The sequence below is a fragment of the Pseudomonas sp. 5Vm1k genome (assembly GCF_056161485.1).
The window spans coordinates 14268-36165 of sequence record NZ_JBSPCZ010000031.1; the positions used below are offsets into that span (position 1 = coordinate 14268).

A 21898-nucleotide genomic window follows, 5' to 3' on the forward strand; every position below is an offset into this window, starting at 1 on the left:
CCTTTACTTACATATTCCGCGAATACATATAATAGAACCGCTATTAGGGCTAGTCATTTTCCACCCCTCATTTAAAATTTCCGCAGGAGTCGCGGGAACTATATTCACCGGTACGCCTGCGGCGGAGGCAGCCAGCAGCCGCCGATTATCCAGACTATAGACCAAACCATCCTTCTCAAAAACTCGAATAGGTGCAATATCGCTCGGAGAGACGCGACCATACTTCAAATCATCTATTGTCGAATACAGATCTCCACCATCAGTGAAAGCATTTTTTATGCTGTTTTGGGTGAAGCGGATGTCCTTGGGATTCGCTAGTCCGGTTAGATTATCCGGCAGTTCAGTAGGCATTTTATAGAGGCTGACTCCCGTGCCCTTGTCTGGCCCATTGAGTCCCGCCCCTTTACCTGTCCCTCCGTAAATGGACCCAGCTAAACCCCAACCATTTAATAGAGCCTCTACACCCCATATCACCCGTTCAGCATCTGTCGCGCTTTCCCCAGTAATAGGGTTTGCTCCACCTGCTGCCATGTAACCTTGGCATCCGATCCCAACAATACCTGCGCCGCCACATCCGCTGATGAAAAGCTCGTTGGATAAGCCGTCAAGACGAGCCCTCGTGGTCGCTTCGTATAGCTGATTTTGAGTTTCCCCTATGAGCGACTGTTCATGGGATGCTGGTTGGAGAATCCACTCTTCTCCCTGACTTGTCGTTACCGACTTATCCGTGGCAACACAGTAACCATTCGGAGATGTGGCGCAGGATACGATATCCCCAGGATTGATATTTCGATCAGAACGTATAGTGAAGTCACTCGCTTCAGAAATGACTTCAGTTTTTAGAGTACTGAACCCTTTCGCAATCAGCTCAGCAATTTCGTCGGACAATTCCTCGCAATAACTTGATGTAGTACCGGAGCAAGACGTCTCATATTCTTTCTGTGCCACACGAAGCGACATTTTTTCAATTTCGCTAAGGTGGTTGTTCTCTACCGCATTCTTCGCCGTCCAGGCGCCTAAAGATGCACCTGCGGAATCCCCGGTAGCCATAGCACCGGCCAACCCGCCAGCCAGCGTAGCCAGCGCCGAAACCGTTTGTTTCTCCGTCTCCGTCAGTTGTTCACCGGTCTTGCCCGGATAAAGCTGTTGGGCAATCAACTCCCCTATGCTCGCTCCCGCAGCACCCGCCAATGCAGAACCACCCTGCGCCTTAGCGAGTACGGCTCCAAGCAAGGCATGGGCCATCAAGTTGGCAGTGTCATCCCCCTCGGTCATCTGCTTAACGGCTTGAGCCAGGTAAGGCGCAGATGCACCGGCCAAAGCACCAAGGATATTTCCGCCAAGCACACCTTGAACGATCGCAGTGATAGCCTGCGAAGCTTTTTGGAAGCTGCTACCCATGCCGTAATCGCGCTGAACCTGCTGCGCAATTTGTTCAGGCGTCGGATCTGCGATGCCACTGTCGTTTAGCTTTTGCCGTGCTGCGTTTGATGCGTCGCTGTTCGGATCCTTGGCTTCGTCAATTTTCGCGGCAGCGATCGCACTGCCAATGCCCTGGGCCAATTGCATCGCGCTTTTTACAAGCTCGATGCGTTCGTCCATTGCATGCAGGTCAGGCTTGTCCAGCAGTTCATTGGCATTCGCCGTATCACGGTTCAAGCCAACCAGATCATTCGCACCTTCCGGATTACGTACGATGATGGTGCCTTCGCTGACTGCACTTCGGGTTTTGCTTTGGTCAGAATCGGAAAGTGCGATGCCATACAGGCCACCAACGGAGCCGCTGCCACCACCTGCACTACCAAAACTGCCCGATATACCGGCGGACTTGGCATCGACGTCACTGACGTTCTTGATGTCGCTGACAATCAGTCGGTCGGTGATCAGCAGGTTTTTATCCGGCGTTGCATCACTGGCAATAACCCCACCGGTCAGAGTGGTGTTTTTGCCGACATCTATGGTGTACCCGCCCGAGCCGGCAAACAGCCCGGACTGGTCTGTTACGGCTTTGTAGTCGCTGTTCATGCTGCCAGCAGCCAGGTTTGCTGACCCGGCAACTGTCGCGCCATAGCAAAACGGCGGAATGCAAATACTTGCACCGAAGCCACCGCTACTTTGCTTGCTGTCCTGGGTCTCGACATCCTGACGGGAGATGATGTTGAGGTTCCCATCGATCAACGCGTTGATGCTGTCAGCGTTAACTTGAGCACCTGCAAGGGTGGTATCGCCGCCACTGCGCAGTAATAGCGAGCCGGTGTTTAGAGTGCTGTTGACTTGGGTGACGGAGCTGCCGGTACCCATGTTTTTTGCAGCCTGCGCCCCCAGATCAAGCGTGAAACCGTTTTGCTGCCCTATGTTGAAACTGGCACCGATGGCAGTTTTGTTATTACTTGTGTTGTTAGACCAGTCTGCAGTGTTCTGTGCACTTTCCAGGATGATGTCGTTTTTCGCGATCAAGGATGTATCGGCGGCTTTTAAAGCGCTCCCGATGACATGAATGTCACCCGACTCTCCACTCCCATTGCCGGTGGCAATGATGGAAAGAGTGCCACCTGCGTTTGCAGAGCTCTGTTTTGCCGTCTGACTGTTATATTCACTGGTGCTTTTGCTGTGCGTGTTGGCAAGTTCGGTACCAATTTTAATCAGCGACCCATTACTGGATGTACCACCCGCCTTGTCTTTGAAACCGGTACTGTTTGCCTCTGCATCTCCCGCCATGCCATTGAGGTTGTAAGCAGCCAATGCCGCCTGAGCGAACTTTACCGCTTTAAGCCGAGGATCATCCGCATCGTTTGCGGCCTTAATCGATGTGCGAATGGTATTAACGGTGTCAATGATCGCCCCGCCAATAACCCGCCCTACTGCCAAACTGTGGGATTGGTCAGTAGTGCTTTGACTTGAGCTTTCCATACCCGCCGCAATAGTGACGTTGGTACCGCGCAAGCTCATGTTTTTGGTACTGATCAAATCGCTGGCGACAACGCTAAGATCCCCCCCTGCCACAAGACTGACATTGCCGTTGCTGGAGCCAATGGTGCTGCCAGTCAAAGTCGTTTGCGACATCGTGCCGTTATGCCGCTGATCGCTGATGGACAGATGTTGGTTACCGGTGATGTCATCGACACCAAGATTGTTGGCAGTCAGTACGCCCGTAAGGTCGCGGTTTTTTTCCTTATGCGCCTCAGTGCGGGTGTAAGTGTTTTCAGCGGCAGTGATCGCCAGATCCCGGCCAGCACGAACCGCGAGGTCGTCAGTACTGACCAGTGCCGAGCCGGTAATTGCCACATCACGTTTGGCGCTCACTGCAATGGTGTTACCGGATATCAGACTACCCACGGCAGTGGTTTGGGTTTCCGAGAGCGCATCCTTGACCTTGCTCGATTTCAAACCGCCCCAGCTACTTTTACTGGAGCTGCTTTCATGGCGCGCACTGGCCGAATCCGTAACGGCAATAATCTTCACATCATTGCCAGCAGCAAGACCGACGCCGCCTTTCTCAGAGATGACATTGCTGCCTTCGATCGACAGATCATTGCCGGCAGACAACACGGTTTTACCCTGAGCCGTCACCGAACTCCCAACATTGGTAGTGCTGGAAGTCTCATCAAGCTGGCTCTTCTTGCCCGACGAGCTTTTCTTGGTTTTGCTGTAAAAGCTGTAATCCGTATCTTCGGCAGACTGGAGCGTCAGGTCGGCGCCAGCAACCAGATAAGCCTCATCCCCTGCACTCACCCGACTGGCAATCAAGCTCAAGTCCTTGCCAGCGTTAAGCGAGACAGTGCCACCCGCCGTCAGCGTCGTAGACACCTGTTGGACATGATCTTCCTGACTGACGAACTTCTTGTTCGCCCCATAGGCATGCTGTTCATCCGCTGCCGAAGCCAACGTCAAATCACCAATCGCACTCATGCTCACATCGCGCTTGGCGTCGATCTGACTGGCGATAGCGCTGATGTCACGACCGGCGTTGACGGTCAGGCTCTGGCCCGCATCGACGGTTGAGCCGTACTGGGTGACGGTTTCGTTGTGATGCAGTCCGCGCACGCCGTTGATGACTTGTTCAGCGGAGACGAGGTTGACGTCACGCCCGGCATCGATCGTGGTATCAGCGCCGCTTTTCAGCACACCGCCGGTGTTGTTGAAGTCTTGTCCGGCCTTGATGGTCAGGTTATTCGCCGCTTCAACACGGGCAGCGCTGTTGACGAAGTCAGTGCGCTCGCTGATGTTGCCCGTACCACTTTCGTGGGTGGTGACGCTGCGTTCGTTGATCACATCACCATGGGTGGCGGTGAGTGAGACGTCACGACCGGTGATAATGCCACCGGCCTTGTTGACCAGGTTGTTGCCGGCCAGCAAATCGAGGCGATTGCCGGCCTCTACCAGGCCGCTGTTGACCAGGTCGTTGCTGGCGGTGGCGGACAGGTTGTTGCTGGCGCGCAAGGTGCCGGCGTTGTTCAAGTCCTGGCCGGCGATCAGGGTTACGTCGTTGCCCTGGATCAGCGCGCCATTGGCAGCCAGGCGATTGTTGGCGCTGGCCAGGTAGAGCACCGGCACCAGTACTTGCTCGCCGTTCACCACGGCGCTTTCCATCCAGACAATATCGTGAGTCAGGGCCGCGACTTGTTCGGAAGTCAGGGTGACGCCCAAGGACAGGTTGAGCTCACTTTTGCTGGCGATGGCGTTGTTCATCAGGTACTTGAACAAGCCCTCATCGGAGGTCTGGCCATCGATGAAGCGCTGACCGGTACGCTCGACGACGGCTTGCTGGATCAGGCGCTGCTCATAGAGCCCATCGCCCAGTCGCTTGGCGCTGTTGTCCGGGTCGTAACCGAGGTTGGACAGCAGGTAATCCGAGCTCATGAACTGTTTGAGATCGGTCAGGACCGGGTTGGTTTCGATCAGGTATTTTTGCGGCTTGGACTGACCGCTGTTGCTCGGCAAACCTTGAACACGGGTAATGGTCTGGGCAACGGCCGAGGTGATTCGCGTCGGGACGGTCGATGGATTTGCTGTGCCCAATGGCGGTTGAGACACAGGCAGTACGCCGACAACAGCCGGTTGACCGGCGAGGTTCGATCCGGTTACGCCGCCGACAACGGTGGTGCCGGGAGCGCCAGAGATGTGCCCCGGTACGTTGAGAACGCCGGTGCCGGAGGGCGCGCTGACGTTGATGGTCGACGCACTGGCGTCAATACCCGCGCCCTGGCGGGCATCAACGGACAATTTAAGATCGGTCGCTGAAACCTGTGTGACATTGCCTAACTGGATATCCCGGGCCTGAACATCCGGCACGGTCTGGTCGCGTTGCGCCAGCGCCACACTGGCGCCACCGAAAGTCCAGCTTTGCGCAGGGGCATTTCCCGTAGAAGCCTGGGCATCACTGCCGCCCTGCCCACTCAGGCGGAACAAGCCGTTTTGACCGGTAGGCAAGCTGAAGCCCGGAAGTGCCAGCGGGTTGACCTGTTGCTGGGCCAGGTTGGGCGGGAGTTGCGAATTGATGTAGATCGGCGTCGAGTAGCCACTGCCCACGCCGGTGTCGGTTTTGGTATGACCCGCCGCAACGTAGGCATAGTACGGACGCACCACGCTGTTGTTGATCGTCTGAGCGGCGTTCAGCAAGACGTTGCCGCCCGCCTGGATCACAGCGTCGTAGGAACTGCCGGCGCTTTTCACAGTGGTTTTCGGCTGCTGGATGATGCCGCCACCCAACATGCTGATGAAATGACTCAGGTCAGCTTCGACATTGGCCGAAGGTGCCGGGCTGTTCCTCTGATTGAACGCTGCGGCCTCCGGTATCACGCCAAAGATCTGGGTGACGTAGTTCCAGTAGGTGCGTGTGGTGACGATCTCCTGCTCTTGCAAGCCGGTGTTATTGATGGTGCCCGCGTTGACTTCCATATCGCCCGTAGAGGCGATGGTGCTACTGGTGTTGTTCAGGGTCTGGGCGTTGATCAGCATGTCGCCGCCACTGGTGAAACTCGAAGCGGCACTGCTCGCGTTGACTTTGAGGCGATCGGTCTCGGCAATTTCCCAGAGCCCGTTACGCCGTCCGCCACTGCGGAAATCACACCCGGCAATCGGAATCAAATTGCAGTCGAGTTCCGTGATGACGACGGAGCTTTTCTCTTGCTGGGTGAACTGCAGAATGTCCCGCACGTTGTTCACGGTCAGGGCATTGATGGTCAGGTCTTGAGCGCTGTAGATGTCGCCGGAACGGTTTTCCACCAGGTCGGCTTTGGTGCCGTCGCGGTCTCGTCCGATGAGCACGTTACTCAGGCCGTAGACCTGGCCATAGTAGTTGGTGAAGCTTGACGTCAGCAGGCGCATGTCGCCGCCGCTGGTGATGAGCCCGTTATTGTTGACCAACGCGCCAGTCGTGAGGGTCAGGTCGTTACCCGCACCAATGGTGCCGTAGTTGTTGATAGTGGCGGTGTTAACCGTCAGGTTCCCGGCAGACGTCAGTCGACCGATACTGTCCAGCGCGCCGCTAGCATTAATGGTGGTATCGCCACCGCCAGCGATGCTGGAAGTCACTTGATCAAGGCTGACTTGCCCGGCACTCAGGCTCAGGTTGCCCTGGCTGCTGATACGGCCCGGGCCCCAGTAATGGGCGCTCAGCCCCACGTTCAGGCTGCCATCACTGGCAATCAAGCCTTCGTTGTACCAGTTGACACCGCTGCCGCTGAAGCTGTCGGAAGCCAACAGTTGGCCGCTGGCAGTCTGGCTCAAGTTGTTGACGTTGACGGTCAGGCGCCCAGCCTGAATCACGCCAGTGTTGGTCCAAGTGTCGGTGCTGATGGTCAGGCCACCACGGGTGACGAGGGTGCCTCCGGCATTGATGACGTTGGGTGTGGAGATGTCGAACGTGCCGGTACCGACGTGCAACAGACTACCGCCGGTGTTGAGGAAGTTGCCGGCGCCGAGGGTCAGGTCAGAGTTGGCGGTTTCCAGGGTGCCGTTGCGGTTATCGAACAGACCACCGATCTGGAAGTTGGTGGTTCCGCTGGTCCCCAGAGCACGCAGTTGGCCGGCCTGGTTGTCGAGGCTGGCGGCGTTGATCGCCAGGGTACTGTCGCTCTCGATGATGCCCAGGCGATTGTTCAGTGCGCCGCTGAGGTTGAGGTCAATTTGTTGACCGGCGATCTGCCCATCGTTGTCGCCACTGTTATCGAAATTGTTGCCGGTGACGTTGACCTTGCCTTTGGCGTACAGGCCGCCGTTGCGGTTGTCGAAATCAGCGGTGGAGATGATCGCATCACCGCTTTGCGCCGAAATACGTCCACCGTAGTTGTCGATGCCGCCCAATGCGGTCAGGTTCAAGCGTTGAGCCTGGGTGATGCCGCCCTGGCGGTTGTTGTTCAGGTCATAGCCGTTTCTCAGCACTCCGGTCAGGTGCGCGTTGAACGCACCTTGCAGGCTGGAGAGCACACCGCCGCGGTTGTCGAGGTTGGCGGCGTTGATGGACAGGTCGCCGGCCTTGGCGATGATCCGGCCGCTCTGGTTGTCGATGTCGCCGCCCGTGGTGAGGATCAGCGCACCTTGGCTTTGCAGGCTGCCCTTGGCGTTGGCGAGGCTGGCGGCCTGGATTTTCAGGTCGCCATTCTGGCTGTAGATCAAGCCGTCGGCGTCGTTCTGCACGGCGCCTGGAGTGGTAATGGCCAGCAGATCATTGGCGGCTACGGTGCCGCGATTGCGGTTGTCCAGACCACCGGTCAGCAACGTCATCGAACCCTGGCTGGCCAATTGACCACCCTGGTTGTTGATCTGGGTGACATGCTGCACCAGTAACGGGCCGGCGCTGGCCAGTTTGCCGTTGGTGTTGGTCAGGGTGCCGAGCAGGTCGAGGCTCACGGCCCCGTTGCCGACCAGATTGCCGCCGGTGTTATCCAGGGTGGTGCCAGTGAAGCTCAGGTCCTGTTTCGCGTTGAGGGTGCCGCCTGCGTTACCCAACGTTATGGCCTGCATCGTCAGCGTTGCACCGCTGTCGATCAAACCACCTTGCGCGTTGTTCAGAAGACCGCTGAGTGTCAGGGTTTGAGCGCCGCCACTGGAAAGAACGCCACTGTTGCTGTTATCCAGATTCGCAGCGTTGACGCTGAGTTTTTTCAGACTGACCAGTGCCCCCGCGCCGCTGTTGAGCAAGTCACCGCTCAAGGTCACGCCAAGGCTGCCACTTTTGCTGGAGAGCGTACCGTTGTTGCGATTGTCGAGGCTGCCGGCGTTGACATCGAGGCCCTGCCAGCCGGAGAGCAAACCGTTCTGGTTGAGCACGCTGCCGGCGTTGAGGCGGAGTAAGTTGGCGCTGATGATTTTGCCGCCACTGTTGTCGACGGTGCGTGCGCCCAGGGTGAAGCTCTGGCTGCTGGAGACTTCGCCGACACGGTTGCTCAAGTCACGCAAGCGGCTGATGGTCAGCGGCCCTTTGGCGGTGATCAAGCCGTTGTTGTTACTCAGGTCACCACCGCTCAGATCAAGCGTGATGCCGGCATCGCTCTGCAAGCGACCGCCGTTCTGGGTCAGTGCACTCAGCTTCAGGTCGATATCACCGGTGGCCGATACTTCACCGCCATTGCTGGAATCCAGGCTATTGGCGGTAAGGTTCAAGGAAACCTTGCTGTTGATCAGGCCATTGGCGCTGTTGTCCAGTGCCGCCGTGTTGATCGTCAGCGCAGTACCGCCAAACACCTGACCGCCGCGGTTATCGAGATTGGCAGAGTCGATGTTCAACGCCTGTGTCGCATTGATCAGGCCGTCGCTTTTATTGGTCAGCAGGCCATTGACGTTCAGCGCGAGGTCGCCACGGCTATTCAGGGTGCCGCCACTGTTGTCCAGGGTGTTGGCACCCACGTCGAGGCTGGCGGCGGCGATCATGCCCTTGATGTTATTCAGCGCCTGAGCGATTCGCAGGGTGATGCCCTGATTGCTCAGCAGCTTGCCGTTGTTACTGTTGTCGAGGTTGTTCGCCGTGAGGGTGAAGGCTTGAGCGCTGGAAATTTCGCCGTTCCGGTTGACGACATCAGTGAGGTTTTTCAGCACCAGAATCGGTGCATTGATCAGACCGTCCTGGTTGTTCAACTGGCCGTTATTCAGGTCCAGATTCAGGCTGGTATTACTGAACAAACGACCACCCTGCTGATCCAGGCGAGTGACGTTGGCAGTCAAGGCACCGGTACTGCCAATACGGCCGTTGTCCTGGTTGGTGACGGCGCCCGCTTTCAGATTCAGGGTGCTGCCGCTGTTCAGTTTGCCGGCATGGCTGTTGTCAAATGCGCCGGTCGTGACGCTGACGGCGCCCAAGGCACTGACGGTGCCCTGCTGTTGGTTATCTAGACTGACACTGTGCAGATCAAGGTCGGCATTGGTGATCAGTTGTCCGCCCTGGTTACTGATCGCCCCGGCGCTGTTGACATTCAAGTTGCCAGCGCTGGACAGAGTGCCGCCCGTGTTGATCAGCGCGCCCACGCGAACACCCAGGGTGCCTTCACTGCTGAACAGGCCGAGGCTGTTGTCCAGCGTACCAACCAGACCAACGTCAATGTTCTGCTGGCTGAGCAACAGGCCGTTAGTGTTATCCAGCGCGGTGCCCGTGACGCTCAATCCGGTCTTGCCGGAGAGCCGGCCTGCATTGCGGTTGATGATTTGATCAACCGTCAGCGCCAGGGTGTTTTGGGCAAGGACTTTCCCGCTGTCACTGTTGTTCAGTCGCTGGCCGACCAGGGTCAAGCCACCTTGAGTGGAGAGTTCGCCGCCACGGTTGTCGATGCTGCCAACCTTGATGTCCAGTGCGCCGTTCGCGCCGATCAGCCCGGCAAGGCGGTTGTCCAGGCTATCGCCGGTCAGGCTCAGATTGCCTTGGGCGATCAGCTTCCCGCCCTGTTGTTGCAGGTTGCCAACAGTGGCAGTGACGTCTTTGTAACCGGATATCTGGCCGAGACTGTTGTCCGCGGTGGCGGCGCTGAGCAGCAGATTGCCGTCGGCGACCAAGGTGCCTTTGTGGTTGACGAAGTTGTTGTCGACGACCAGATTCAGACCGTCGCGACTGCTGATCATGCCGTCGGTGTTGTCCAGGCTGGCGCTGTGAATATCCAGCGCGGCAGCGGAAATGATCCCTTTGATGTTACTCATCGCCTGCGCCAGGCGCAGTGTTAGCGCCTGATTGCTGATTAGCTTGCCGTTGCCGCTGTTGTCGAGTGTCCGGGCATCGAGGGTGAAGGCTTGGCCGCTGGAGATTTCGCCGTTCTGATTGGCGACGCCGTTAAGGTTTTTCAGCAACAACGCACCGGGCGTATTGATCAAGCCGCCCTGATTATTCAACTGGCCGTGGTTCAGGTCGAGGCTGACAGACGTGCTGCTGACCAGCTGGCCGCCCTGTTGATCGAGGCCGCTGACCGTGGCGGTCAACGCCATGGCACTGGCAATGCGGCCAGTGTCCTGATTGGTGACTTGGGCAGCATTCAGGTCGAGGGTGTTGGCGCTGGTCAGGCGACCGCCGTGACTGTTATCGAACGCGCCAGTGGTGACCCGGGTCGGGCCGTTGCCGGACAGCACACCACCGTTGCGGTTATCGAGGCTTGCGCTGTTGAGAATCAGCCCGGCATCGGTTTTGATCGAACCGCCCTGATTGTTCAGCGCACCAATGGTGGTCACATTAAGTGCCGCCGCACTGGACAGACTGCCTTGCGCGTTGTTCAGGCTGGCGGCATTGACCGTCAGGTTCCCTTCGCTGTTGAGCAGGCCTGCGCTGTTGTCGAGATCGCCCGCCAGGTTGATGACGAGGTCATTCTGGCTGCCGAGCGTGCCGCCGGCATTGTTCAGACTCATGCCATTGAGGCGCAGGGTGTTGCCGAAAAGCAGACCCTTGTTCTGATTGATCAGGTGCGCAACGCTCAGCCCCAGTGCAGTGCCGGTCAGCACTTTGCCGCCGTCGCTGTTGTTCAGTTGCTGGGCACTGATATCGACATCGACCTGGCTGGAGATTTCACCCGCGCGGTTGTCGATCGTGCCAACGTTGATTTTCAGCGCTTTTGTCGCCCCCACCAAACCGTGCTGGCTGTTATCCAGCGTGGTGCCGGTCAGCGTCAATGTGCCTCGGGCGGACAGCTCGCCAGCCTGTTGGGTCAACGTGTCGATATTGGCGATCAAGTCGCTCTGGCTGGCGATACGTCCCGCATTATTGAGCACCACACCGGCTTGCAGTTGCATCAGGCCCACGGCGCTGAGCAAACCGCCCTGGTTATCCAGACGCTGGCCGGTGTAACTGATACCAGCCTTGCTGAAGAGCAGGCCTTGCTGACGGTTATCCAGTTGCTCAACGAACAGTTGCAGGTCTTTGTCGGCGCGAATGACGCCGCCACGGTTATCCGCCGTCGTGGTGCGTAACGTCAGGAGATTCAGCCCCGAGAGACGACCACCGCGGTTGTCCAGGCTCTGGCTCTGGATGTTCATCAGGCCCTTGGCCTGAAGGTTGCCGCCGCTCTGGTTATTCAGCAACCCGGCGAGGGTGACGTCGAGGTTGCCGTCGGTTACCAGACTGCCGGCCTGGCGGTTATCGAGGCTCCCGGCATTGAGGCTCAAGCCTTCTCCGGCACCCAGCGTACCGGCTTGGTTATCCACGGCACCGCTGATGGTCAGGCTCAGGCGTTGATCGGCCATTATCTGGCCGCCAGCGTTACCCAGGCTCATCGCGTTGATCGTGTTGTTACCGGCGCTGGTCAACTCGCCATTCTGGTTGAGCAATGCTCCGCTCAATTGCAGGTTCAGATCGGCATCACTGCTGATGCTGGCGTCGGTGTTATCGAGGCTTGCAGCGTGCAGGTCCACACCGGTGCCAGAGATCAATCCCCGCACGTTGGCCAGGGCCTGATCGATGCGCACGATCAGTGACTGATCGCTGATCAGTTTGCCGTCAGTGTTGTCGAGGCTCTTTGCGGCCAGGGTGAACGCCTTGGCGCTGGAAATTTCACCGCCCTGGTTGTCGACAGTGTTCAGGTTTTTCAACAGCAATTGGCCGGGGGCGGTGATCAGGCCGCCACGGTTATTCAGGTGACCGTTGCTCAGGTCCAGGCTGACATCCGTGTTACTGAACAATTGACCGCCGGTATGCTGATCGAGACCGGAGACCGTCGCGGTCAACGCCATGGCGCTGGCGATACGGCCTGCAAGGCTGTTGTCCACTTGGCTGGCGGTGAGCTGAAGCGTGCCGGTACTGGTCAGTCGGCCGCCCTGTTGGTTGGCGAACGCACCCGTTTTGAGTACCACGCCTTTACCGGCGATACGACCTTGCTGGCTATTGTCGAGGCTGCCACTGGTCAACGTCAGGCCGGCGTCGGTGAGCAAGGCGCCGCCCTGGTTGGTAAGGGCGCCGTCACTGATGACGGTCAAATTGCCCAAGCTGGAAACACTGCCGCTATTGTTGCCCAGGCTACCGGTGCGCACATTGAGTGTGCCGTCGCCGCGTAGCGTTCCTTGGGTGTTATTCAGTTGATTGGCCAGGGCCAGGTTGAGATTGCGTTTGGCATACACGCTGCCGCCGCCGCTGTTGTCCAGTTGCTTGGCGTTGAGCTGCACATCGCGCTGCCCGGAGATCACACCCTTGAGCTGATTGTTGAGGGTATCGAGGGTCAGCGTGACGTCGCCGTTGGCCAGCAGTCGGCCGCTGCCACTGTTGTCCGCCTGGCTGCCGCTCAACGTCAGATTGCCCAGGCTGGAGATTTCACCGTTGCGGTTATCCAGCGCAGGGGTGCTCAATTGCAGGTTGCCGCCTGCATTGAAGAGCCCGGCCTGATTGAGCAATTGCCCGGCAATCTGGGCGGTCAGCGCGCCGCCACTGAGCATCTTGCCTTGCTGACGGTTATCCAGCGTGCCCGCCACGTTCAGGCCCAATGCGCCCTGACTGACCACTGAACCTTGCTGGCTGTTGTTCAATGCACCGGCACTGATCTGCAAATCGCGCTGGGCAAGTACACGCCCACCCTGATTGTTCAATTGGCCACTGGCGGTGATGCTCAGGCTCTGCCCGGCACCGATCAGACCGGCCACGTTATCCAGCGACGCGACCCGCAGCGTGCTGACGGCCGAGCTGGACAGCTCGCCTCCGCTGTTGATCAGGTTCCCGGCATTGACATCGAGATTGCCGGCACTGGTGATCAAGCCGCCCTGGGCGTTCTGCAACTGATTAGCGGTGATGACAAGATTGCCTTGGCTCAGCACCCGACCTTTCTGGCGGTTATCCAGGGTCGAAGTGGAAATCTGCGTGCTGCCCTGGCCGTTCAGTGTCCCGCCCTGGTTGGTCAGGGTCTGTGTCACTGTGGCTTGCAGCGTGCGGCTGGCGATCAGGCTGCCGGTGTTGTTGAGGTTCTGCGCGCTGAGGCTCACGTCGCCGCTGGCGTTACGGCTGTTATCGGCATTGACGCCGGCTTCGATAACCGCCTGATTGCTCAGTTGGCCGCCACTGGAAAGGCTGATGCGATCCCGTGCCGCGAGGTTCTGTTGAACGTTGAGATCACCCGAGGTGGTGACCGCGACGCTGGTGCCGGCATACACCGGCCCAGTGGCATTGAGGCTGGCGGCATTGACGTTGACCGCGCCGCTGGCAGCGGTCTGGGCCATGCTCAGCTGACCGTTGACGTCGAGTTGAATATCGCCGCCGCTGGCCGCCATATTACCGGCCAGTTTCACCCCGACCCCGGCCTCGGTGCCCACCAGTTTGATCGCCCCGGCATACATGCCGCCGAGCGCCGAAGAGTCGATGGCCAGTTCCGGTTTGGCACTGCCGTCATTGGCACGGGCGGTGGCGTTGAGGCTATCTGCGTTAACGTCGTTGCGACCGGCAATGATCGTCAGGTTATTCGCCTGGATCTCGGCGTTGATCTTCGCGCTGCGGGTGATGATTTCGAAGCGGTCAACGTTGTTGGCGTTAAGCCCCGCACCGTCGATGCTGACACTACCCTGATCGACCTGAAAACGATCCAGACGACCGTTACCGTCGAGCACCGGTTTACCGGTGGTCAAGGTCACCCGCGGCGTATTGATAAAGCCGCAACCGTTGCAACTGATGCCATACGGGTTAGCGACGATCACCCGCGCCGACTGCCCCGCCACTTCGGTGTAACCGCGCAACTGGCTCGGGCTGCCGCCGATCACTTCGTTGAGGATGGTTTGTGCCGCAGCCCGGTTGATCAGGTTGGGGTTGCCGACAATGATCCCGCCCAATTGCGTCGTGCCGGTCTGAGCATTGACGTTGTTGAGGATCACGCCCTGGGTGCCGACGTTGTAGTCGTGGAACTGGTTGTGCGACAGACCGCTGCCATTGGGCGTGGCGATATTGACGATCGGCACACCGTTGCCGGCCTGACCCAGACTGGTCCCCGGATTGGCCACTACAATGCCTTCGGCTTGGGCCCACATCGGCTGCCAGAACATGACGTTTGCCAACAGGAACGCCAACCCGCGCTTGGGCATGCCCCAGAAGTGCTCGCGGGTTTTCAGGTCCGCAGAAGGCTGGCGCACGAGGAAGGCGTGTTGGCGAACGTCCATGTTGGAGGTCTCGAATTAGCGAAATTAAAGAAAGAAATCCAGGCGAAAATAGATCGGCGCTTCGCGCTCGGTCAGTGCATCCGGGCGTTCCAGGGAATGGGCGAACGTCACCGTGGCGGCGAGGTGCTGACCACGAGCGAACAACTCCACCGAGTCGCTGGACATCCGCCCGTGCTGATCGCCGTTGTAGCGATTGGCGCTGATCACACCTTGGTCATAACCGAGGCTGGTGCCGTATTCGGCGAACACCGGCCGCAGCCATTCGAGGCTGATCGGGCGGCTCCAGCGCAGGTCGTTGCGCCAGTACCCGCCGCTGTCGCCAGACAAGGATTGATCCTTGTAGCCGCGGATCGACGACAGCCCGCCGAGGCTGGTGCGTTGCGGGCTGAACAGCACATCTTCGCTGTGCTGACCGGTCATCAGGCTGCTGAAACTGAACGACTCGCCCCACACCTTGAACGGTTGCAGATAGCTCACGGTGCCGGTGTATTTGCGATAGCGCGCGTCGGGCTCGCCGGGCCCCGGATGACCGGTGCCCTGCGCGTCGAGGAGGCCGATACCTTGCTGCATCCCCAGGTCCAGGTTGACGAACGCACTGCCGACTCGCCGACCGTGGTTGATGCCGAACTGCGCTTCGCTGATGCGATTGCTGCTCAGCTTGAGCTTGGAGTCTTCGATAAAGTTGTTGGTGCGCAGGTACGACAAACCGGTGCTGATGGAGGTCTTGCTCACGGCATCGCGATAGATCACCCGCTCGGCGCGCAGTTGATGGTTTTCGCTGTCGCCAGTCTGTTTGAAATTGAAGCCGTTGGATTGCGCCAGCGAGCGATAGTCACTCTGGCTGTAGCTGTAATTGAACGTCCACCAGCCCCACGGCAGGCTGTAATTGAGCATCGCGTTGCTGGAGGTGTGCTGGTGATCGCTCACCGCATCGTGGCCGCCGCGCAGGTTCAACTGGTCCGCCAGGCCCAGCGGGCTGTCCCAATCAAACGTGGTGCCCCACTGCTGCTCGCCGGTGCTGCGCTGGCCGTCATTGCTGCGCGACAACCCGGCACGCCACGGCTTTTGCGGGGTGTTCTTGACCAGCACTTCGCTGCCACCAACGGCCTTGCCCGGCGACAATTCCATCTGCGCCTGATTCGACGGCAAGCGGTTCAGCTGATCAACCATCTGCTCGATTTCGCGCAGATTGACCAACTCCCCCGCCTTGCCGGGAAACGCCATGCCCAACTCGCGCTCCGACAGCTTGCTGCCATCCGCGCCCTTCAAGCCTTCGAGCTTGCCCTCGACCACCAGCACCTTCAGATGGCCAGCGGACAAGTCCTGCTGTGGCAAGTAGGCGCGGCTGGTGACCAGGCCTTTTTCGATGTAATGGTCGGTGATGACCTTGAGCAATTCGTTGAGCTGAGTGACGCCCAGGCACTGGTCGATAAACGGTTTGAGCAGACGCGTTTTTTCATCCGCAGAGAGACTGTCCGCACCGCTGAGCTCGATGTCTTTGATCGGGAAGCAACGGGTATCGACGGGCGCTGCCGGTTGCGCAGGTTGGGCTGCCTTGCCGGGTAATTCCTTGAGTTCATCGAGGCGACGGCGCTGTTCGTCGAGGAGCCGATCCTGACGATCACGGATCAGGTCGGTATCGCCAGGGTTGGGGGCAGCGTGCGCAAGATTAAGCGGAGAAAGGCACAGCAAAGCCAGGCACAACCTCGCCACGAGGGCGGGTGGGTACATGTTCGATCCCTCGACAACAAGTGATATCAAAATAGTGGCGCGATATTAGATGGCCGCTATTTTGACGTCAATGAATGGATCCATTCAAAGGGGAGTGCCGACGAACGGTAGGTAGCGGCTGATTACTGGGGGATATGGGGAAACGTGATGTGGGGGATTACGTGATGGTCGTGATTGGCCGGCGATTGCGGGCTCAGGTCACGCAGTGAATGAAAACGGGCGACCTGTCGGTCACCCGTTTTGTTGCTGCATTAGCATCCTGTCCCCCAGGAACTGCCCGTGCCGACTGCGGCTCGCGACAGGAGCACCGCCACCAACGTGGCTCTTAATACGTCGTCGTACTCATCCCCGAGCCGGATGCTGATGATTTCTGTAGTCATTATTAATCATCCCAGGCTCTGGGCGCCGACACAGTTATTTTATGGCGATAGATTTATTTACCAAACTAACAAACCCGCTCCCTTCCCTCTTATTCAATATCAAAAGCGCGACTTGCCCCTGCTTACTTCGACTATCTCCCCTTCAAGCAAAAGCTAACATATATCGCTTTAACAATCGCGCACTCACCTTCTTCGATATCAGACAGATAAACGCTCATGCCTAACTCTTCCATATCAAAACCATCGTCATCGACGTCTGGCTGCATTTCCTCTCGGCGAAATAAGTTCAGCGCCTTGGAAGACACCTATCCAACAAGTAACTGTCCTTTCCAGGAAAACGTGCCTCCTCGAAAAAATTCAACACCTTTCACAAGATCATTCACATCGTAGTAAACATGCAGACAATGAAGATCAAATGCATCGGTCGTATTTAAAGAAGCCGTCGTTTTCTTAAACTCGTCAAACCGACCACCCAGAATATTGCGAACCTGCTGCCTAGATAAAGTCCCATTCAAAGGGCCGACCACGCCGCATTTACGATACGCAAAGTCCATGCACTTGACCGCCTAACGTCGTTTTTAGTGGCATAGCCCAATACAAAATATTGGACAGCTTTATTTTTCGTATACAGAGAGCTAATTTTTCTTACGGTAGTTTCACTGTGACTACTGAATCTAACGACTCAGGTAATCCCAGAAAATACCTCCACTGCTCTAGAACGATTCGCCACTCCTCTAGGGTAAATTTGCCCTCGGGCTGTCCATTCCAATCGTCGTTGACGCGGATGTCGACTTGCACACCTGAAGCGTCCATTGTCAGTGCAACATCGTTCCCGCCAGTTTCGACAGACTGTTCCGAACCGCTTTCGATAGATGCAATATAACCAAGTAATCGATCGCAATCTTGTGGGATCTGGGCAATAGCGTCTAGCACAGAGCATATATAGAGCTCATAGCGCGGGGCATTTTCTCCCGAGGAAACCATCGCGCCCCGGTAAAACACTTCCCCTGCAATAGCGTGGTGCCCCGCGTAAATATAGTAAAACCTCAGTTCCATTTCTCTTCCCTGCTTTAAGGTTTGTAGCGTGGGTAAACGGTTGCTCTTGGGGACGTGTACCCGGTTACTGAAACACCGGAAGGCGTCGTCGAAGTCCATCGTGTCCCCGTTACTACTTTCGTAGGACTATTCCAAGCGCCGTCAATTTCATCTATCAATTGTGCCTTAGTCCAAGAGGCAGGAAACATCGTGTTTATCGAATTGTTACTTGTTTTAGTCAGCCACTGACCTGGATTTTTCGGGTCCGGCACTTGAACAGTGGCTTGATAGACACCAGATGCATCAGGAGCAGACTGTGATTTGGGAACAATTCTCACATCACCATTCAATAATGTATGCGCTCCAGTCGGATTGCCATCCCTGTCATAATCAGCACCGATTATATGAGGAATGTCAACTGGATTACTGAACATACTGCCTGGCGATAGATTCGGATCCACCGCAGGGGACGTAGTACTCCAACCACCAGAATTGTCAATCTGGCTTCCATCAGTACTCGTCGGCAGAGATGGCTGCACCTCCTGCCCACCAACGCGCCTTGGTCGGAATATCCAAGGTGTGGCGGAACGACCACCGCATCTGCGTGCGGCTGGCTTGTTCGATCCCTCGAAACGGCAAAGTGATGTCAATTTGATGGCTCGATGTTCAGTTGCCATCATTCTGACGGCAACAAGTTGCTCTAACGCACTTTCCACGACCGCTCTAGACCGAACCTTTGCGACCTTCACCTGAACTTTTCGAATCGTTAACCCCTCAACTCAGTAATGCCGTGAAACTGATCAATGAGGTCCGCCCGATGAAAACCTTGCTGAAACTCACCCTCGCCGCAACCCTCGCCTGCGCCCTGCCCGCTTGGGCCTGCACCCCCGAAGAAGCCACCGCCAAACGCGAACAACTGGCCAAGGAAGTGACCAGGCTCACCCAACAGAATCCGAAGAAGGCCAAAGAGATCAACGATGAGCTGCAGAAGATGGATCTGGGCACGGCCAGCGCGGATTTGCCGGATAAGTGCCAGTTGATTGATCAGCGGCTGAAGGAGTTGGATGCGGCGGACAAGAAGGTAGAGGGTTAAGAGCAAGGTCAAAAGATCGCAGCCTTCGGCAGCTCCTACGGGATTTGTGTTCGCCTGATAGATATTGGTCGTACGCAACCCCTGTAGGAGCTGTCGAAGGCTGCGATCTTTTGATCTGGAATTTGCATTAGCGCATTTAATTATTTGCACAAACGCATATCCGTACCTAAGGTTACCTCGAGCCCAGATCGGAGCCGGCCATTCAATATGGCAAACCGCACACGCCGATCGCTCAGCAACACCGCTACACCCCCACTAGCTGGACGCTAGTTTTCACTCATGGAGGATTGAAAAATGTTAACCACTGAAGCAACGCAATTTACCGGCGACACACTGCCAAGGTGCCTGGCAAATCATCTGCTCGACCCACACCTGGTCGAGGTCGAATCGGTAGCACACGTCAATGCGCTGGCCGCTGCCAGCCTCAACTTCACGATGCAGCAACAAACCCAGACCAACTGGTGCTGGGCGGCGGCTTCCGCCTCGGTCGGCAACTATTACGGCACTGGGTCCTGGACCCAATGCGGCGTGGCCAGCGCTGCGCTGGACCGTAACTGCTGCAATCAGCCGGGGCCGTGCAACGTGTATGGCTATCTAGATACGGCCCTGCGAATCACCCGCAGTTTCAATGGCATGAATCAGGGGTCGTTGCAGATGTCAGCGATCCAGAACCAGATCAACATGGGCCGCCCGGTCTGTCTGCGTTGCGCCTGGTACGGCGGTGGTGCGCACTTCCTGGCGATCTATGGCACCAACGGCAACTACGTGCTGGTCGCGGATTCAATCTACGGCTACTCGACCCGCGCGTTGAACTCGTTCCCCGGTTCGTACAACGGCGGCGGCAACTGGACCAACACTTACTTCACCGTGAAAAACTAGGAGGGCGACATCATGCAACTGACTTATCCAAAGGCGCCTTCCAATGGCGTACAGACCTTGCGCCCGGCGCTTCAAGCCGCCCTGCAAACCCAAGGCTTCGGCATCAATCGCCAGTTCGCCAACGCCACACCCAGCAAGATCAGCCTCAGCGAGGCCTATCGCGGTTACTCACTGAGCCTGGAGGATTTGAGCCACGGCAAAGGCCTGAAACACGCCAAGCTCGGCGACTGGCATTACCTGGTGTTTTCCGATGGCGTGACGATTGCCGATGCGCAATTGGCCGACGTGCGTGGGCATGTCGAGTTCTCCTCGCTGAACCACGGGGTCATGGCTGCTGCCACGGTCAGTGCGTTGAAACTGGCGGAACAGTCGCCGCAACTTCAAGGTAAAACCGTTGAATTGCGGGTGCTGTTTGTCTCGGCCATTCACTTGGTCGCGATCTGGCTGCATGCAGACACTGAAGACGTGCTGATCCCGATTGAGCCGACGCCCAAGGAGTTGGCGGTCACTCAGCTGTACAGCGAAGCGGCCCTGCTCGCTTTGCTTAAACCGGCGGCTAATCAAGCCAAGCAACGCTTTGATGCGGACACCAGTGGGCTGTTGGGCAGCTGACAAACGCTGGACATAAAAAAACCCGGACACTGTCCGGGTTTTTTATTGGGTCATTCAGGCGTTGTACTGAACCTGTGATGAACGGGCTTTTGTGGCGAGGGGGCTTGCCCCCGTAGGACTGCGTAGCAGTCCCATTTCTTAGGGCCGCTTCGCGCGCCAACGGGGGCAAGCCCCCTCGCCACAACAAGCTCCCTCGCCACAGTTTTACTCAGCAGCCGGCGCTTCCGGCTTGCGGCGCTTGAGCGGCGCCATACCGTCCTTGCTGACCAGCGACAGGGCGTCGGTCTTCGGACGGTTAGCGATCTTGCGCTTGGTCGGTGCCTTGGCGCCGGTTTTCTTCTTGTCGCCTTTGGCGTCGACCTTTTTCTTCTTCACGCCAACGGCTTTGCCCGAGGCCTTGACCTTTTTCGGTCCGCCGTAGGTGCCTTTGACTTCCTTGATGGTGCGGCGCTCGAAGCTCTGCTTGAGGTAGCGCTCGACGCTCGACATCAGGTTCCAGTCGCCGTGGCAGATCAGGGAGATGGCCAGGCCATCGTTGCCGGCACGCCCGGTACGACCGATGCGGTGCACATATTCGTCGCCGCTGCGCGGCATGTCGAAGTTGATCACCAGGTCCAGGCCTTCCACGTCGAGGCCGCGCGCGGCAACGTCGGTGGCCACGAGGATTTTCACGCCGCCCTGCTTCAGGCGGTCGATCGCCAGTTTGCGATCCTTCTGATCCTTGTCACCGTGCAGCACGAACGCTTTGTATTCCTGCGCCACCAGACGGCCGTAGATACGGTCGGCCATGGCCCGGGTGTTGGTGAACACGATGGCCTTCTGGTAGGTCTCGTTGGCCAGCAGCCAGTTCACGATCTGTTCTTTGTGCTGGTTGTGGTCAGCGGTAATGATCTGCTGACGCGTGGTCGCGTTCAGGTCGCTGACGTTGTTGAGCTGCAAGTGCTCAGGGTTGTTCAGGACTTTAGCGACCATCTCGCGCAGACCCGAACCACCGGTGGTGGCGGAGAACAACATGGTCTGCTGACGGTTGGTGCACTCTTGAACCAGACGCTGCACGTCTTCGGCAAAGCCCATGTCGAGCATGCGGTCGGCTTCGTCGAGCACCAGCACTTCAACTTCTTTCAAATCGAGGTTGCCGGCGTTCAGTTGCTCGATCATCCGGCCCGGCGTACCGATCAAGATGTCTGGCACTTTGCGCAGCATGGCGGCCTGGACCTTGAAGTCTTCACCGCCGGTGATCAGGCCGGACTTGATGAACGTGTACTGGGCGAAGCGCTCGACTTCCTTGATGGTCTGCTGGGCCAACTCGCGGGTCGGCAGCAGGATCAGGGTCTTGATGCTGACGCGGACTTTCGCCGGGCCGATCAGACGGTTGAGGATCGGCAAAACGAAAGCAGCGGTTTTGCCGCTGCCGGTTTGCGCTGTCACCCGCAGGTCACGCCCTTGGAGCGCCAGCGGAATAGCCGCTGCTTGCACAGGCGTTGGCTCGACAAATTTAAGCTCGGCCACGGCTTTGAGCAGGCGTTCGTGCAGGGCGAATTGGGAAAACACGGGTGCTACCTCGAAGAAATACAAAAAAACAGCTGCATAGGGTAACGGTTTCGAGCGCTGAGGCCGAGTTTCTTTATGCAAA

9 protein-coding genes are annotated in these 21898 nt (G+C 57.7%); 3 read left to right on the forward strand and 6 right to left on the reverse strand.

Going from position 1 to position 21898, the window contains the following annotated elements; translation table 11 throughout:
• Positions 1-3: 3 nt before the first annotated feature.
• The 5 genes from ACWIKB_RS32335 to ACWIKB_RS32355 form a co-directional block, all read right to left on the reverse strand.
• The gene (locus ACWIKB_RS32335) at positions 4-14535 is read right to left on the reverse strand and encodes a two-partner secretion domain-containing protein (protein ID WP_475271485.1); all 14532 of its coding nucleotides are present in this window, start codon (positions 14533-14535) and stop codon (positions 4-6) included.
• A gap of 24 nt (positions 14536-14559) precedes the next feature.
• Entirely contained in the window at positions 14560-16266 is a 1707-nt protein-coding gene (locus ACWIKB_RS32340; RefSeq protein ID WP_475271486.1) for a ShlB/FhaC/HecB family hemolysin secretion/activation protein, read from the reverse strand.
• Positions 16267-16951: 685 nt separating this feature from the next.
• Positions 16952-17200, reverse strand: a complete 249-nt coding sequence (locus tag ACWIKB_RS32345; protein ID WP_475271487.1) for a hypothetical protein — start codon at positions 17198-17200, stop codon at positions 16952-16954.
• Positions 17201-17291: 91 nt separating this feature from the next.
• Complete coding sequence (locus ACWIKB_RS32350) at positions 17292-17801, reverse strand: hypothetical protein (RefSeq protein ID WP_475271488.1); 510 nt, start codon at positions 17799-17801, stop codon at positions 17292-17294.
• A complete protein-coding gene (locus ACWIKB_RS32355) occupies positions 17717-18361 on the reverse strand; it encodes an EndoU domain-containing protein (protein WP_475271504.1) in 645 nt (214 codons plus the stop codon). Before ACWIKB_RS32355 ends, ACWIKB_RS32350 begins: the two co-directional genes overlap by 85 nt.
• A gap of 137 nt (positions 18362-18498) precedes the next feature.
• Here ACWIKB_RS32355 and ACWIKB_RS32360 point away from each other — a divergent pair, with 137 nt between their 5' ends.
• The 3 genes from ACWIKB_RS32360 to ACWIKB_RS32370 all read left to right on the forward strand — a co-directional run bounded on the left by ACWIKB_RS32360 (position 18499) and on the right by ACWIKB_RS32370 (position 20265).
• Positions 18499-18774, forward strand: a complete 276-nt coding sequence (locus ACWIKB_RS32360) for a hypothetical protein (protein WP_475271489.1) — start codon at positions 18499-18501, stop codon at positions 18772-18774.
• A 294-nt stretch (positions 18775-19068) separates the two neighbouring features.
• On the forward strand, positions 19069-19653 hold the full coding sequence (locus ACWIKB_RS32365; protein ID WP_475271490.1) for a papain-like cysteine protease family protein: 585 nt from the start codon (positions 19069-19071) through the stop codon (positions 19651-19653).
• Between the two features lie 12 nt (positions 19654-19665).
• Positions 19666-20265 carry a hypothetical protein gene (locus ACWIKB_RS32370; RefSeq protein WP_475271491.1) on the forward strand — a complete coding sequence of 200 codons (600 nt, stop codon included), beginning with the start codon at positions 19666-19668 and terminating at the stop codon, positions 20263-20265.
• 204 nt (positions 20266-20469) lie between these two features.
• Here ACWIKB_RS32370 and ACWIKB_RS32375 read toward each other — a convergent pair whose 3' ends face one another.
• Positions 20470-21816 (reverse strand): DEAD/DEAH box helicase, encoded by a 1347-nt coding sequence (locus ACWIKB_RS32375; protein WP_475271492.1) that lies wholly within the window; start codon positions 21814-21816, stop codon positions 20470-20472.
• Between the last annotated feature and the right edge of the window lie 82 nt (positions 21817-21898).

Coding starts and splice junctions, on each gene's coding strand:
- ACWIKB_RS32350 (WP_475271488.1), bottom strand. CDS start 17,801: ATGGACTTCGACGACGCCTTCCGGTGTTTCAGTAACCGGGTACACGTC.
- ACWIKB_RS32360 (WP_475271489.1), top strand. CDS start 18,499: ATGAAAACCTTGCTGAAACTCACCCTCGCCGCAACCCTCGCCTGCGCC.
- ACWIKB_RS32345 (WP_475271487.1), bottom strand. CDS start 17,200: ATGGACTTTGCGTATCGTAAATGCGGCGTGGTCGGCCCTTTGAATGGG.
- ACWIKB_RS32335 (WP_475271485.1), bottom strand. CDS start 14,535: ATGGACGTTCGCCAACACGCCTTCCTCGTGCGCCAGCCTTCTGCGGAC.
- ACWIKB_RS32355 (WP_475271504.1), bottom strand. CDS start 18,361: ATGATGGCAACTGAACATCGAGCCATCAAATTGACATCACTTTGCCGT.
- ACWIKB_RS32365 (WP_475271490.1), top strand. CDS start 19,069: ATGTTAACCACTGAAGCAACGCAATTTACCGGCGACACACTGCCAAGG.
- ACWIKB_RS32340 (WP_475271486.1), bottom strand. CDS start 16,266: ATGTACCCACCCGCCCTCGTGGCGAGGTTGTGCCTGGCTTTGCTGTGC.
- ACWIKB_RS32370 (WP_475271491.1), top strand. CDS start 19,666: ATGCAACTGACTTATCCAAAGGCGCCTTCCAATGGCGTACAGACCTTG.